The 14,033-nt window shown below is 66.6% G+C and carries 14 protein-coding genes; 11 read left to right on the top strand and 3 right to left on the bottom strand.

Translation table 11 applies throughout. The annotated features are described in order from the left end of the window. Nucleotides 1-474, bottom strand: coding sequence for a 50S ribosomal protein L13 (gene rplM, locus DA69_RS03535; RefSeq protein ID WP_201105658.1), 474 nt, complete (start codon nt 472-474; stop codon nt 1-3). Between the two features lie 277 nt (nt 475-751). Between rplM and DA69_RS03530 the strand changes: the two genes are divergently transcribed. The 10 genes from DA69_RS03530 (at nt 752) to DA69_RS03485 (ending at nt 11,874) form a co-directional block, all read left to right on the top strand. Then, nucleotides 752-1,363 (top strand): TIGR02466 family protein, encoded by a 612-nt coding sequence (locus DA69_RS03530; RefSeq protein ID WP_025977429.1) that lies wholly within the window; start codon nt 752-754, stop codon nt 1,361-1,363. A gap of 125 nt (nt 1,364-1,488) precedes the next feature. Beyond that, the gene (ettA, locus tag DA69_RS03525) at nt 1,489-3,156 is read left to right on the top strand and encodes an energy-dependent translational throttle protein EttA (RefSeq protein WP_025977430.1); all 1,668 of its coding nucleotides are present in this window, start codon (nt 1,489-1,491) and stop codon (nt 3,154-3,156) included. 24 nt (nt 3,157-3,180) lie between these two features. Beyond that, a complete protein-coding gene (locus tag DA69_RS03520; RefSeq protein ID WP_025977431.1) occupies nt 3,181-3,408 on the top strand; it encodes a DUF433 domain-containing protein in 228 nt (75 codons plus the stop codon). Between the two features lie 8 nt (nt 3,409-3,416). Beyond that, nucleotides 3,417-3,737, top strand: coding sequence for a DUF5615 family PIN-like protein (locus DA69_RS03515; RefSeq protein WP_235599204.1), 321 nt, complete (start codon nt 3,417-3,419; stop codon nt 3,735-3,737). Beyond that, on the top strand, nt 3,734-4,663 hold the full coding sequence (locus DA69_RS03510; protein WP_025977433.1) for a 2-hydroxyacid dehydrogenase: 930 nt from the start codon (nt 3,734-3,736) through the stop codon (nt 4,661-4,663). Before DA69_RS03515 ends, DA69_RS03510 begins: the two co-directional genes overlap by 4 nt. A gap of 135 nt (nt 4,664-4,798) precedes the next feature. After that, nucleotides 4,799-5,761, top strand: a complete 963-nt coding sequence (locus DA69_RS03505) for an ArsR/SmtB family transcription factor (protein ID WP_025977434.1) — start codon at nt 4,799-4,801, stop codon at nt 5,759-5,761. Next, nucleotides 5,761-6,708 carry a methylenetetrahydrofolate reductase [NAD(P)H] gene (gene metF, locus DA69_RS03500; protein WP_025977435.1) on the top strand — a complete coding sequence of 316 codons (948 nt, stop codon included), beginning with the start codon at nt 5,761-5,763 and terminating at the stop codon, nt 6,706-6,708. The genes DA69_RS03505 and metF overlap by 1 nt, the downstream gene beginning before the upstream one ends. Continuing rightward, a complete protein-coding gene (locus DA69_RS03495; protein ID WP_025977436.1) occupies nt 6,709-7,785 on the top strand; it encodes a homocysteine S-methyltransferase family protein in 1,077 nt (358 codons plus the stop codon). It begins immediately after the preceding gene. Between the two features lie 184 nt (nt 7,786-7,969). After that, a complete protein-coding gene (gene metH, locus DA69_RS03490) occupies nt 7,970-10,636 on the top strand; it encodes a methionine synthase (RefSeq protein WP_025977437.1) in 2,667 nt (888 codons plus the stop codon). Between the two features lie 86 nt (nt 10,637-10,722). Then, nucleotides 10,723-11,874 (top strand): amidohydrolase, encoded by a 1,152-nt coding sequence (locus DA69_RS03485; RefSeq protein ID WP_025977438.1) that lies wholly within the window; start codon nt 10,723-10,725, stop codon nt 11,872-11,874. A gap of 22 nt (nt 11,875-11,896) precedes the next feature. Here DA69_RS03485 and DA69_RS03480 read toward each other — a convergent pair whose 3' ends face one another. Both DA69_RS03480 and DA69_RS03475 read right to left on the bottom strand, forming a co-directional pair. Further along, complete coding sequence (locus tag DA69_RS03480; RefSeq protein WP_025977439.1) at nt 11,897-12,310, bottom strand: ArsR/SmtB family transcription factor; 414 nt, start codon at nt 12,308-12,310, stop codon at nt 11,897-11,899. Then, complete coding sequence (locus tag DA69_RS03475) at nt 12,307-12,948, bottom strand: peroxiredoxin (protein ID WP_025977440.1); 642 nt, start codon at nt 12,946-12,948, stop codon at nt 12,307-12,309. Before DA69_RS03475 ends, DA69_RS03480 begins: the two co-directional genes overlap by 4 nt. 92 nt (nt 12,949-13,040) lie before the next feature. On the opposite strand from DA69_RS03475, the gene DA69_RS03470 reads away from it, so the two are divergent. Next, nucleotides 13,041-14,009 (top strand): MBL fold metallo-hydrolase, encoded by a 969-nt coding sequence (locus DA69_RS03470; protein WP_029972545.1) that lies wholly within the window; start codon nt 13,041-13,043, stop codon nt 14,007-14,009. Nucleotides 14,010-14,033: the final 24 nt, after the last annotated feature.

The following is a 14,033-nucleotide window of genomic DNA, read 5'->3' as shown; positions in this document are numbered from 1 at the left end:
TCAGGCGCTCCGGGTGTTCTTGGACGACATCGACTTGAAGTCGATGGTCGTGGGCTGTTGGGCTTCGTGGTCGTGCGCAGCGCCGGCGAACAGGCGCAGGTGGGTCATCTGCTTGCGAGCCAGCGGCGACTCCTTGGGCAGCATGCGCTCAACGGCCTTTTCCAGCACGCGCTCGGGGAAGCGGCCGCCCAGGACTTTCTCCGGGGTCGTCTGCTTGATGCCGCCCGGGTGGCCGGTGTGGCGATAGTAGACCTTATCGGTGTTCTTCTTGCCGGTGAACACCACCTTGTCGACGTTGGTGACGACGACGTAGTCGCCGCAGTCAACGTGCGGGGTGTAGGTCGGCAGGTGCTTGCCGCGCAGGCGGTTGGCGATGAAGGTCGCGAGGCGGCCCACCACGACGCCTTCGGCGTCGATGTGGATCCACTTCTTCTCGACCTCGGCCGGCTTCAGCGAAGCCGTAGTGCTCTTCAGCATGATGAGGGTCCTGGAAGACGAAAAACGCGGCCCGAACCAGATGGATCGGGCGGAGGCCGTGCTGATAGAGGGTCCACGCGCACAGGTCAACGCCGACCTTGATGCGCAAAACAGGGCAATTCGTTGAAAAATATCATCTATTTATAGTTGGTACTAAAATACCCGACCTGTTTCGCCGGAAAGGCGCCGCCGAGGGGCCGGAAAACACCGCGTCGCCCGCCCTGCGCGACCGTTTTCGTCTTCTCGCATAAATCCAGACGCGGTATCGCGGGCCATGCCCTCTCGCTCCCTCTTCCCGACCCAGGTGTATGACGCCTCCCTCGCCTCGGCGCGCGGGTGGACGGAACTGCACGAGGAGTTGCTGGACCTGTGCCTGGTCATGGCGGAAGAGGACGAGGCCGGGATCGAATGGTGCCGGGCCAACCACTATCCCGGCTATACCTCCTACGGCTCGATCAACGACCTGCCTCAGCGGTTTCCCGAGTTCGGCGAGCTGAAGAAGCTGCTGGACAAGCATGCGGCGCTCTTCGCGCAGAGCCTGCATTTCGACTTGGCGAAGAAGCTGCGGCTGGACAATCTGTGGGTCAATGTCCTGATGCCCGGCGGCGGCCACACCGGACACATCCACCCCCACGCCGTGCTGTCCGGCACGCTCTATATCCATGTGCCCGACGGCGCCTCCTCGCTGAAGATCGAGGACCCGCGCCTGGCCATGATGATGGCCCGCCCCGGCCTGACCGCCGAAGCCGGCGAGGCGGAACAGCCTTTCGTCTATCTGAAGCCGGCGCCCGGCACGGTGCTGATGTGGGAAAGCTGGCTGCGCCACGAAGTGCCCGCTAACCGCGCCGAAGAACAGCGCATCTCCATCAGTTTCAACTACGCCTAAGGCGGGGCGCCCACGCCGCCATTGAAAAGCCGCGTCGGCGTCCGAAGATTTGCCCAAAGCCTTCGGGATCGCTACATCCCCCGGCAACTTCCCATCCGCACTGAATCAAAGGCGCGACGCGACGCATGGCGCAACAATATATCTTCCAGATGCAGGGCCTGACCAAGGCCTATCCCGGCGGCAAGAAGGTCTTCGAGAACATCTGGCTCAGCTTCTACAACGACGCCAAGATCGGCGTCGTCGGGGTCAACGGCTCGGGTAAGTCGACCCTGCTGAAGATCATGGCCGGCCTGGACCACGAGTTCCAGGGCGAGGCCCGCGCCGCCGACGGCGTCAAGCGCGGCTACCTGGAGCAGGAGCCGCAGCTCGACCCGAACCTGAACGTTCGCCAGAACGTCGAGGCCTGGTGTGAAGAGAAGCAGTGGGTCAACCGCTTCAACGAAGTCGCCAACGAACTGGGCGAAAACTACACCGACGAGCTGATGGAGGAGATGACCGCCCTCCAGGAGAAGATCGACGCCGGCGACGTGTGGGACATCGACAGCCGCATCGATCAGGCCATGGGCGCCCTGCGCTGCCCGCCGGACGACTGGGAAGTCACCAATCTGTCGGGCGGTGAAAAGCGCCGCGTCGCGCTGGCTCGCCTGCTGCTGTCGAAACCCGACATGCTGCTGCTCGACGAACCGACCAACCACCTGGACGCCGAGTCGGTGGCCTGGTTGCAGCATCACCTGGAGAACTTCCCCGGCTGCGTCATCCTGGTGACCCACGACCGCTACTTCCTGGACCTGGTGACCAAGTGGACGCTGGAGTTGGACCGCGGCAAGGGCCACCCGCACGAGGGCAACTACTCCTCGTGGCTGGAAGCCAAGACCAAGCGCGTGGTGCAGGAGCAGTCGGAATCCGAAGCCCGCCAGCGCGCCCTCACCCGCGAACTGGAATGGGTCCGCTCGGGCGCCAAGGCCCGTCAGGCCAAGTCCAAGGCCCGTCTGGCCGCCTATGAGAAGATGGTCGCCGAGCAGGAAAACAGCCGTCAGGCCCAGTCCTTCGCCGTCATTCAGATCCCGCCCGGCCCGCGCCTGGGCAACGTGGTGCTGGAAGTCGAGGGGCTGAAGAAGTCCTATGGCGACAAGGTCCTGTTCGACAACCTGAACTTCAAGCTGCCGCCCAACGGCATCGTCGGCGTCATCGGCCCCAACGGCGCCGGCAAGTCGACCATGTTCAAGCTGATCACCGGCCAGGAACAGCCCGACGGCGGCACGATCAAGGTCGGCGAGACCGTCAAGCTGGCCTATGTCGATCAGTCGCGCGACGACCTGAAGCCGGACGACACCATCTGGCAGGCCATTTCGGGCGGCACCGACATCATGATGGTCGGCAAGCGCGAGATTAACACCCGCGCCTATGTCGGCAGCTTCAACTTCAAGGGCGGCGACCAGCAGAAGAAGGTCGGCCAGCTGTCGGGCGGTGAGCGCAATCGCGTCCACCTGGCCAAGACCCTGGCCACTGGCGGCAACCTGATCCTGCTCGACGAACCGACCAACGACCTGGACATCGAAACCCTGCAGAACCTCGAAGAGGCTCTGGAAGAGTTCGCCGGCTGCGCCGTGGTCATCAGCCACGACCGCTGGTTCCTGGACCGCCTGGCCACCCACATCCTCGCCTTCGAAGGCGACGGCCATGTGGAATGGTTCGAGGGCAACTTCGAAGCCTACGAGCAGGACAAGATGCGCCGCCTGGGCGCGGACAGCATCATTCCCAAGCGCGTCCAGCACCAGAAGTTCGGCCGCTGATCGAACTGTGATAGGATGCGGGGCATGAGCGATCTCCTGTCCCGCATCACTATCGACCGCGAGCAGAACGGCGGCCGTCCGTCCATTCGCGGCATGCGCATTCGCGTTCAGGATGTCCTCGACATGCTGGCGGGGGGCGCCACGGCGGAGGAAATCCTCGCCGATTTTCCCTATCTCGAAGCGGACGATATCCGAGCCAGCCTCGCCTACGCCGCCGCGGCGATCGGCGACACGGCCGTCATCGCCGCGTGAAGTTCATCGTGGACGCGCAACTGCCTCCCGCCCTGGCCGAATGGCTAGGGGGCCAGGGGCATGACGCTGTTCACGCCATGAACTCGGTCGGCGTTCATGCGCCGGACTCCGCCGTCTGGGACGCTGCGAAGCGCGAAGACCGCGTCATCGTCACCAAGGACCGAGACTTCGCCGTCTGGGCGTCGGCCCGCCGGGCTGGGCCCCAGGTCGTCTGGCTGCGTCTCGGCAACGCCACGACCCACTCTCTGCTGGCCTGGCTTGAACCACGCTGGCCGTCCATCCTGGCCCTCCTACTCGAGGAAACACGTCTGGTGGAGGTTCGAGCATGACCCAGCGTCCCGCCGTCCTGATCATGCAGCGGCATCTGGCCCCGCTGAGCGCCTTCCTGGAAGGCGCCTACGAAGTCTATTGCTTCTGGGAAGGCCCGCCGATCGAGGCCGCCGGCGACATTCGCGCCCTGATCGTCGCCGGCGAGTTCGAGCTCGACAAGGATCTGATCGAGCGCCTGCCGAACCTGTCGCTGGTCGCCTGCTTCACCGCTGGATATGACGGCATCGACGTCGCGTGGTGCCGCGCGCGCGGCCTGCCCGTCACCCATGCGCCCGGCGTAAACCATGAGGACGTGGCCGACCACGCCATCGGCCTGATCCTCGCCTCACGCCGTCAGATCGCCGAGGGCGACCGCGCCGTCCGTGCGGGCGAATGGAGCCTGTCCAGCCGCAGCATCACCACATCTCTGAGCGGTCAGCGTCTGGGAATCGTCGGTCTGGGCCACATCGGCGAGGCCGTAGCGCGGCGCGCCGAGGTCATGCGCATGGACGTCCGCTGGTGGGGGCCCCGCGCCAAAGAGGCCGCCTGGCCCCGCGCCGACAGCCTGATCGCCCTGGCGCGCGATTCGGACATTCTTGTCGTCGCCTGCCGCGCGGACGAGAGCAACCGGGGGCTCATCTCTCAAGATGTCATCGATGCGCTTGGGCCTTTAGGTCTGCTGGTCAACGTCGCGCGCGGGCAACTGGTGGACGAAGACGCCGTCATCGCCGCCCTGAGAGAGGGCCGCCTGGGCGCCGCAGCACTCGACGTCTTCGCTGAGGAGCCGACCGACGCGGCGCGTTGGGCGGGCGTGCCCAACACCGTCCTGACGCCCCATACCGGCGGCGCCACGACCGAAGCGGTGCAGGGCATGCTGATGCTGCTCCTGCACAATCTGTCCGCCCACTTTGCGAACGAGCCGCTGCAGACGCCTGTCGCAGACTGAGATTTGCTCTTTGGGGCGCTCTCGACCCTGAATTCAGACACAAGAAGAACGATCCGTGCCTGCGTTCGGTGGTTGGCGGACGCACGCGACCAGATTTTGCTTGCATAAGCGTATAAGGATATCTTTATACGACCTATGACACTGACTGCTGACCAGACCGTAGAAGCCCTGCGCGCCGCCGGCGAACCGACCCGCCTGCGCGTCCTGTCCCTGCTGGCTGCGGAGGAGCTGTCGGTGATGGAGCTGTCGCGGGTTCTGGACCAGAGCCAGCCGCGCGTCTCGCGCCATCTGAAGCTGATGGCCGACGCGGGTCTGATCGAGCGGTTTCCCGATGGCGCGCGCGTCTTCTACCGTCTGTCGCACGACGCCCTGTCGCGGCGGCTAATCGACACCGTGCTGGACCTGCTGGACGACGGCGAGGGCGAGGCCGACCATCGCCGCCTGGAGGAGGTGCGCAAGGAGCGCGCCATCGACGCCGCCCGCTACTTCGAGCAGATCGCGCCTCAGTGGGACCAGATGCGCAGCCTCTATGTCTGCGAAAGCGCGGTCGAGGCGGCGGTCGAACGCGCCGCTGGTCCCGGCCCGTTCGATCGGGTGGTCGACCTGGGCACCGGTTCGGGCCGGATGCTGACCCTGTTCGGCAAGAAGGCAAAAATGTCGGTGGGCCTGGACCTGTCGCAGAACATGCTGAACATCGCCCGCGCCAACGTCTCCAAAGCCGGGCTGGACAAGGTCGAGCTGCGCCACGGCGACATCTTCTCGACCCGCCTGCCGCACGAGAGCGCCGACCTGGTGATCGTCCATCAGGTGCTGCACTACCTGGCCGATCCCGCCGCCGCCGTGGCCGAAGCCGCGCGTCTGGTCATGCCGGGCGGCAAGCTGCTGATCGTCGATTTCGCCCCGCACGCCTTCGAGCACCTGCGCGAGGCGCATCAGCACCGTCGCCTGGGCTTCCCCGACGCTGAAATCCGCGAATGGCTGACCGAGGCGGGCCTGACGCCCTCGGCGCCTATCGCCCTGCCGCCCGACACGGAAGGGCTAACCGTTCACATCTGGACCGGCGAACGCGCCGCGAGCCCCGTCAGAAAGACCGCCTGATGGCCCCCTCCTCTCTCGCCGAAGCCCGCGCCCTACTGCTGTCGCCGCTAGGCCCAGTCGCGCGCGCCGGATCGAACCGCAACGCCGTCAACGTCTCGTTCGAGTTCTTCCCGCCCAAGACCGACGCGGCCGAGGCCAATCTGTGGTCGGCGATCCGGCGGCTGGAGCCGCTGAACCCGGCCTTCGTCTCGGTCACCTACGGCGCGGGCGGCTCGACGCGCGAGCGGACGCACCGCACCGTCCAGCGCATCATCAGCGAAACGACCCTGCGCCCCGCCGCCCACCTGACCTGCGTCGAGGCGAGCCGCGCCGAGGTCGATGAAGTCATCGAAGGCTATAAGGCCATCGGCGTCGATCACATCGTCGCCCTGCGCGGCGACCCGCCTGGCTCCGCAGGCATCGGCGGCGCCTATACGCCGCGCGCCGACGGCTACGCCAACGCCACCGAACTGACCGCCGCCCTCGGTCGCATCGGCGGGTTCGAGGTCACGGTCGGCGCCTATCCGGAAAAGCACCCGGAAAGCCCGTCGATCGACCACGACATCGAGGTGCTGAAGGCCAAGGTCGACGCAGGCGCGACGCGCGCGGTGACCCAGTTCTTCTTCGACATCGAGGCCTTCCTGCGCTTCCGCGACCGGGTGCGGGCGGCGGGCGTGACCATTCCTCTGATCCCCGGCGTCATGCCGGTGACCAACTTCGCGGGACTGCAACGGATGACGGCGGCGTGCGGCGCGGCCCTGCCCGATTGGCTGGCAGGCCACTTCGACGGGCTGGACGACGACCCGGAGACGCGCAAGCTGCTGGCCGCCTCCATCGCCGCCGAAACCTGCGCCCGCCTTCAGGAAGAGGGCTTTTCGGACTTCCACTTCTACACCCTGAACCGGGCCGAGCTGGTCTATGCGATCTGCCGGGTCCTGGGCGTGCGCGAAACCAAGGCTGTTGCGTAGATGACGTCTCCCCTGACCCGCCCCGACCGGATCGCCGCCCTGCACGCGGCGGCGAAAGAGCGAATCCTGGTGCTTGACGGCAGCTGGGGCGTGATGATCCAGCGCCGCGAGCTGACGGAAGAGGACTTCCGCGGCGAGCGCTTCCACGACCACAGCCATCCGCAGAAGGGCAACAACGATCTGTTGATCCTGACGCGCCCGGACATCATCGCCGACCTGCACGACGTCTATTACGCCGCCGGGGCCGATATTTCGGAGACGAACACCTTCTCCTCGACCACCATCGCCCAGGCCGACTACGGGCTGGAAGACGCGGTCTATGACCTGAACTATGAAGGCGCCCGCATCGCACGCGAGGTCGCCGACCGCTGGACCGAGAAGGAGCCGCACAAGCCCCGCTTCGTCGCCGGCGCCATCGGCCCGACCAACCGCACCCTGTCGCTGAGCCCCGACGTCAACGACCCCGGCTATCGCGCCGTCACCTATGACGAGGTCTATGAGGCCTATAAGCAGCAGGCCCGCGCCCTGCACCACGGCGGCGTCGACCTGTTCCTGATCGAGACGGTGTTCGACACCCTGAACTGCAAGGCCGCGATCAAGGCGATCAAGGATCTGGAGGACGAAGGGCTGGAGCCCCTGCCCCTGTGGATCTCGGGCACCATCACCGACCGTTCGGGCCGCACGCTGAGCGGCCAGACGGCGGAAGCCTTCTGGAACTCGATCCGCCACGCCAGGCCGTTCGCCGTCGGCTTTAACTGCGCCCTGGGCGCCGAGCTGATGCGGCCCCACATCGCCGAACTGAGCCGGGTGGCCGACACCCTGGTCAGCGCCTATCCGAACGCGGGCCTGCCCAACGCCATGGGCCAGTATGACGAACAGCCGCACGAAACGGCTCACTTCCTCGAGGAATGGGCGCAGTCGGGTCTGGTCAACATCGTCGGCGGCTGCTGCGGCACCACCCCCGACCATATCCGCCACGTCGCCGAAGAGGTCGCGGACGTGCCCCCGCGCGTTGTGCCGGAGCGCCCGGTCGCCCTGCGCCTGTCGGGCCTAGAACCGTTCGAGCTCGTGTCGTGACGACCACCTGCCCCTTCCTTCTCCCCTCGGGGGAGAAGGTGGCCGCGAAGCGGTCGGATGAGGGGGCTGCCCACAACGCGCTCACCCTCAGCCGTTCAGCCTGCGGAACCCTACCCCTCATCCGTCATGCGCTGCATGACACCTTCTCCCCCAAGGGGAGAAGGACTGCCTTTGGTGCGTGCTGATGCGTCCTGTCTTCATCAACGTCGGCGAGCGGACCAACGTCACCGGCTCGGCCAAGTTCAAGAAACTGATCATCGCGGGCGACTATCCCGCCGCCCTGTCGGTCGCGCGTCAGCAGGTTGAGGCGGGCGCCCAGATCATCGACGTCAACATGGACGAGGGCCTGCTGGACGGTCCCGCCGCCATGCGCACCTTCCTGAACCTGATCGCGGCCGAGCCCGACATCGCGCGGGTGCCGATCATGATCGACTCTTCCAAATGGGAGGTGATCGAGGCGGGCCTGAAGTGCGTGCAGGGCAAGCCGATCGTCAACTCGATCAGCATGAAGGAGGGCGAAGATGCCTTCCGACACCATGCCGTCCAGTGCCTGCGCTACGGCGCCGCCGTCGTGGTCATGGCCTTCGACGAGGTCGGCCAGGCCGACACCGCCGCGCGCAAGATCGAGATCTGCACCCGCGCCTACAACATCCTGGTCAACGAGGTCGGCTTCCCGCCCGAGGACATCATCTTCGACCCCAATATCTTCGCCGTGGCGACGGGGATCGAGGAGCACGACAACTACGCCGTCGACTTCATCGAGGCGACGCGGGTCATCAAGGCCACCCTGTCCCACGCCCGTGTCTCAGGCGGGGTGTCGAACGTCTCGTTCAGCTTCCGCGGCAATGAGCCGGTGCGCCGGGCGATCCACAGCGTGTTCCTGTATCACGCGATCAACGCTGGTCTGGACATGGGCATCGTCAACGCCGGCGACCTGCCCGTCTATGACGACATCGACGCCGAACTGCGCGAGGCGGTCGAGGACGTGATCCTCAACCGGCCACAGCGCACCAATGTGTCCAACACCGAGCGGCTGGTGGACATGGCGCCCCGCTACAAGGGCGAGAAGGGCGCGGCCAAGGTCGTGGACCTGAGATGGCGCGACGCCCCGGTCGCCAAGCGCATCGAACACGCCCTCGTCCACGGCATCACCGACTACATCGTCGAGGACACCGAAGAGGCCCGACAGGCGTCCGAGCGCCCGCTGCACGTCATCGAAGGCCCGCTGATGGACGGCATGAATGTGGTCGGCGACCTGTTCGGCTCGGGACGGATGTTCCTGCCCCAGGTGGTGAAGTCGGCGCGGGTGATGAAGCAAGCCGTGGCCCACCTCGAGCCCTTCATGGAGGCCGAGAAGGCCGGTCAGGAGCGGCAGGCGGCGGGCAAGATCCTGATGGCCACGGTCAAGGGCGACGTTCACGACATCGGCAAGAACATCGTCGGCGTCGTGCTGCAATGTAACAACTATGAGGTCGTCGATCTGGGGGTCATGGTTCCCGCCGACCGCATTCTGGACGCCGCCATTGAGCACAAGGTCGACATCATCGGCCTGTCGGGCCTGATCACGCCGTCGCTGGACGAAATGACCTTCGTCGCCGCCGAGATGGAGCGGCGCGGCTTCGACATTCCCCTGCTGATCGGGGGCGCCACGACCAGCCGGACCCATACGGCGGTGAAGATCGAACCGGCCTATCGCAAGGGCTCGACCACCTATGTCATCGACGCCAGCCGGGCCGTCGGCGTGGTCTCGGGCCTGCTGTCTCCAACCGACCGGGCGAAGAACGAAGCGGCCACTCGCGACGAATACATCCGCATCCGCGAGCAATACGCCCGTGGGCAAGAGGTGAAGGCCCGCGCCACCATCGAACAGGCGCGCGACAACCGCTGGCGGCCCGACGAGGCGCAAAGCCCTGCCCCGGCGCCGTCCTTCCTCGGCGTGCGCGCCTATGAGGCGTGGGACCTTCAGGATCTGGCCGACCACATCGACTGGACGCCCTTCTTCGCCAGTTGGGAGCTGATCGGCCGCTATCCGCTGATCCTGGAGGACGAGATCGTCGGCGAGGCGGCGCAGGACCTGTTCCGCGACGCCCAGGCCATGCTGAAGCGCATTGTCGAGGAGAAGTGGTTCACGGCCAAGGGCGTCGTCGGCTTCTGGCCCGCCAATGCCCGCGGCGACGACGTGATCGTCTGGACCGACGAGAGCCGCACGACCGAGGCCGCCCGCTTCCACGGCCTGCGCCAGCAGATCAAGAAGTCCAACGGCAAGCCGAACCTGTGCCTGTCCGACTTCGTCGCCGAAGACGGCGCCGACTATCTGGGCGCCTTCGCCGTCACCGCCGGTCACGGCGAGCTGGAAAAGGCCGCCGAGTTCAAGGCGGCGGGCGACGACTATTCCGCCATCATGGCCACGGCCCTGGCCGACCGTCTGGCCGAGGCCTTCGCCGAGCGGCTGCACAAGGAAGTCCGCACCCAGCTGTGGGGCTACGTTCCCGACGAACAGACCTCGGTGCAGGACCTGATCGAGGAGAAGTATCAGGGCATCCGCCCCGCCCCCGGCTATCCGGCCCAGCCCGACCACACGGAAAAGGCTGCGCTGTTCCGTCTGCTGGACGCAGGCGCCAACGCCGGGATGAGCCTGACAGAATCCTATGCCATGACCCCCCCGGCCTCAGTCAGCGGCCTCTACTTCGGCCATCCGGGCAGCCACTATTTCGGCGTCGGCAAGATCGACCGCGATCAGGTCGAGGACTACGCCGCCCGCAAGGGCTGGGACGTGCAGACCGCCGAGCGCTGGCTGGCGCCGATCCTGAACTACGATCCGGCCGCCATCGGACGAGACGACGCCGCCTGAACCGTGACCGGGGGCCGCCATGTCCCCGACGGCGCGGGGGTGCTAAGGGTCTGGGCGTCGTCTTTTTCGCCGGATGCCTGAGACCTATGAAGCCCCTGCCCGCCCTCGCCGCCCTCGCCTCGGACATGACCGCCTGGCGTCGGGATTTCCACGCCCACCCCGAGCTCTCGGGCGAGGAAAGCCGCACGGCGAAGATCGTCTTCGACGCCCTTAAGGACATGGGCCTGTCGCCCGAAGGCGGCATCGGCGGCGCGGGCGTCGTGGCGGTGGTTCAGGGACGCGAGCCCGGCCCCTCCATCGGCCTGCGCGCCGACATGGATGCCCTGCCCATGAACGACGACAGCGGCGCCGAGCACGCCTCGACCAAGCCCGGCGTCTCGCACGCCTGCGGCCACGACGGCCACACGGCGACCCTGCTGGGCGTCGCCCGTTACCTGAGCGCCAATCCGCCTGCGCGCGGCCGCGTGGTGCTGATCTTCCAGCCCGCCGAAGAGAACGGCCTGGGCGCCAAGGCCATGATCGACGACGGCCTATTCGACCGCTATCCGTGCGACGAAATCTACGCCTATCACAACATGCCCCTGCTGCCGTTCGGCGAGGCGGCGGTGCGTCCGGGCGCGACCCTGAACGGCTACAAGATCTGGGAGATCGACATTCAGGGCGTCGGCGGCCACGGCGCGGCCCCGCACAAGACCAAGGACCCGCTGCAGGCGGCCGTCCGCGTCGCCTCGGAAATCTCGTCCATCATCGGCCGTCATGTCGATCCGATGGAGCCGGCCCTGTTCACCGTCACCAAGCTGCAGGCGGGCGCCTCGCACAACGTCGTGCCGCACGAAGCCAGCCTGGCCGGCACCCTGCGCGCCACCTCGCCCGAGGTGATCGAAACCATGTGGAGCCAGCTTCAGGCCATCTGCGACGGCGTCGCCCGCATGACCGGTTGCACCCTCACCGTGACGGAAATCGCCGGCGTGCCGCCCTGCATCAACGCCCCGGCTCAGGCCGCCATCGCCGCCGACGCCTGCGCCGCCGTGCTGGGCGCGGACAAGGTGCTGCGCGATCTGAAGCCTTATCCCTTCACCGACGACTTCGCCTATATGCTGCAGCACGCGCCGGGGGCCTATATGTTCTTCGGCCAGGGCGGACCGATGGTCCACCAGACGGTCTATGACTTCAACGACGCCGTCCTGCCCGTCGCCTCGTCGATCTTCGCCCGCATCGTCGAAGACCGCCTGAGCTGAGGCTAGGGCAGCAAGGGCCGCATCACGCGCGCGGAGGAAGGATCCGGGCGAACCGGGCTGCGTCGCCTGCAGGCCGCGTGGGTTCCGGCGCGGGCGCCTGATGCAGTCTTTCGGCCAGGGCCGCCGGGTCCTGGCAGAAGATCTCGAACAGCATGGCCATCACCCCTTGCGCCCGCTCGTCGGCGAGGGAGTAGTAGATGGAGCGGGATTCCCGCCGGGTCTTCACCAGACCCGACTGGCGCAGTTCGGCCAGCTGCTGCGACAGGCCCGGCTGACGCAGACCCAGCTCCTGTTCCAACTGGCCGACGGAACGCTCTTCCTGCGCGATATGGCACAGGATCAGCAGGCGGTTGGCGTTGGCCAGTTGCCGCAACAGTTCGGCCGCCTCGGGCGCGGCGGCCTTCAACCGCTCCAGATCGACATCGCCACGCGTCATTTCGGCCCCGGCCGATAATACCAGGCGTCATCGCCCGCCAGCACGTCGCCAAAGTCGGTCGGCGCCGCCTGAAGCAAAGGCGCCCCCGGCGTCCAGCCTTCGGGCGCAGAGGCCCCTTCCCGATCCGCCGTCTGCAGGGCCGTGATCAGCCGCAGCAACTCCTCGACCGAACGGCCGACGTTCATCGGATACCAGCTGATCGCCCGCACCACCCCGTTCGGGTCGATGACGAAGGTGGCGCGCACCGAGGCGCTGTCGGGCGCCGCCGGGTCGATCATGCCATAGGCCTGAGCGATGACCATTGAGGGGTCTTCGATGATCGGAAACTCCACCGTCACGCCGAAACGGTCGCGGATGTCCTTCAGCCACGCCAGGTGAGAATAGAGGCTGTCGACCGACAGGCCCAGCAGCTCGCAGCCGATCGCCGTGAAGTCCGCCTGACGCCGGGCCAGGGCGATGAACTCGCTGGTGCAGACCGGGGTGAAATCCGCCGGATGCGAGAAGAAGGCCAGCCAATGCCCGCGATAGTCGCTCAGCCGGCGCTGGCCGCGCGTCGTGCGTGCGGCGAAATCCGGCGCCGCCTCATTGATCCGCAGCGGCCGCAGCAAAGGCGTGTCCGTCATCGAGTCGGTTTCCATGTCATAGGGCTACGCGCAGCCGAGGTCTGACGCACCTTGAAAACATTTACTTGCATATACTATGTAAATATCTAATTGCTTGATGCAGATCAATGCGGAGAGACGCCGTGACCGACGCCCCCATCGACCCCGCCCGCGATCATGCCCGTGATCACGCCAGGGAAGTGATCGAGACCGCCCTGACGAACCCGGCCCAGCGCCCCGTGGTCAAATCCTTCTTCGACCCCGCCACCTTCACCGTCAGCCATGTGGTGCGCGACCCCGGCTCGAACGCCTGCGCCATCATCGACAGCGTGCTGGACTATGATCAGGCCGCGGGCCGCACCTCGACCGCCTCGGCCGACGCCCTGATCGCCTATGTCGAAGCCGAGGACCTTGAGGTTCAGTGGCTGCTGGAGACGCACGCCCACGCCGATCACCTGTCGGCCGCGCCCTATCTGCAGGAGCGCCTCGGCGGCCGTCTGGCCATCGGCCGCGACATCATCAAGGTGCAGGACGTCTTCGGCAAAGTCTTCAACGAGGGGACCGAGTTCCGCCGCGACGGCAGCCAGTTCGACCAGCTGTTTGACGACGGCGACCGCTTCGCCATCGGCGGGCTTCAGGCCACGGTGCTGCACGTGCCCGGCCACACCCCGGCCTGTCTGGCCTATGTGATCGGCGACGCCGTCTTCCCCGGCGACACCCTGTTCATGCCCGACTACGGCACGGCGCGCTGCGACTTCCCCGGCGGCGACGCGCGGACGCTGTATCGCTCGATCCAGCGGCTGCTGTCCCTGCCCCCGGCGGCGCGCGTCTTCCTGTGCCACGACTACAAGGCGCCGCCCGCCCGCACCGAGTTCGCGTGGGAGACGACCATCAGCGCCCAGCGCGAGGGCAATATCCACGTCCGCGACGGCGTGACCGAGGATGAGTTCGTCGCCATGCGCACCGCTCGCGACGCCACTCTGTCCATGCCGCGCCTGATCCTGCCTTCGGTTCAGGTCAATATGAACGGCGGCCGGATGCCCGAGCCTGAAGACAACGGCGTCCGCTATCTGAAAGTGCCCATCAACGCGCTCTAACCCGAGCACCCCTTTCCTCAAGCC

Origin of the sequence: Brevundimonas naejangsanensis, from assembly GCF_000635915.2 — a bacterium.
GTDB classification, from domain to species: Bacteria; Pseudomonadota; Alphaproteobacteria; order Caulobacterales; family Caulobacteraceae; genus Brevundimonas; species Brevundimonas sanguinis.
Note: the sequence above shows the minus strand (reverse complement) of the source record. Positions and strands in the feature narration are given on the sequence as shown.

Coding starts and splice junctions, on each gene's coding strand:
- DA69_RS03530 (WP_025977429.1), top strand. CDS start 752: ATGCCCTCTCGCTCCCTCTTCCCGACCCAGGTGTATGACGCCTCCCTC.
- ettA (WP_025977430.1), top strand. CDS start 1,489: ATGGCGCAACAATATATCTTCCAGATGCAGGGCCTGACCAAGGCCTAT.
- DA69_RS03520 (WP_025977431.1), top strand. CDS start 3,181: ATGAGCGATCTCCTGTCCCGCATCACTATCGACCGCGAGCAGAACGGC.
- DA69_RS03510 (WP_025977433.1), top strand. CDS start 3,734: ATGACCCAGCGTCCCGCCGTCCTGATCATGCAGCGGCATCTGGCCCCG.
- DA69_RS03505 (WP_025977434.1), top strand. CDS start 4,799: ATGACACTGACTGCTGACCAGACCGTAGAAGCCCTGCGCGCCGCCGGC.
- metF (WP_025977435.1), top strand. CDS start 5,761: ATGGCCCCCTCCTCTCTCGCCGAAGCCCGCGCCCTACTGCTGTCGCCG.
- DA69_RS03495 (WP_025977436.1), top strand. CDS start 6,709: ATGACGTCTCCCCTGACCCGCCCCGACCGGATCGCCGCCCTGCACGCG.
- metH (WP_025977437.1), top strand. CDS start 7,970: ATGCGTCCTGTCTTCATCAACGTCGGCGAGCGGACCAACGTCACCGGC.
- DA69_RS03485 (WP_025977438.1), top strand. CDS start 10,723: ATGAAGCCCCTGCCCGCCCTCGCCGCCCTCGCCTCGGACATGACCGCC.
- DA69_RS03480 (WP_025977439.1), bottom strand. CDS start 12,310: ATGACGCGTGGCGATGTCGATCTGGAGCGGTTGAAGGCCGCCGCGCCC.
- DA69_RS03475 (WP_025977440.1), bottom strand. CDS start 12,948: ATGGAAACCGACTCGATGACGGACACGCCTTTGCTGCGGCCGCTGCGG.
- DA69_RS03470 (WP_029972545.1), top strand. CDS start 13,041: ATGCGGAGAGACGCCGTGACCGACGCCCCCATCGACCCCGCCCGCGAT.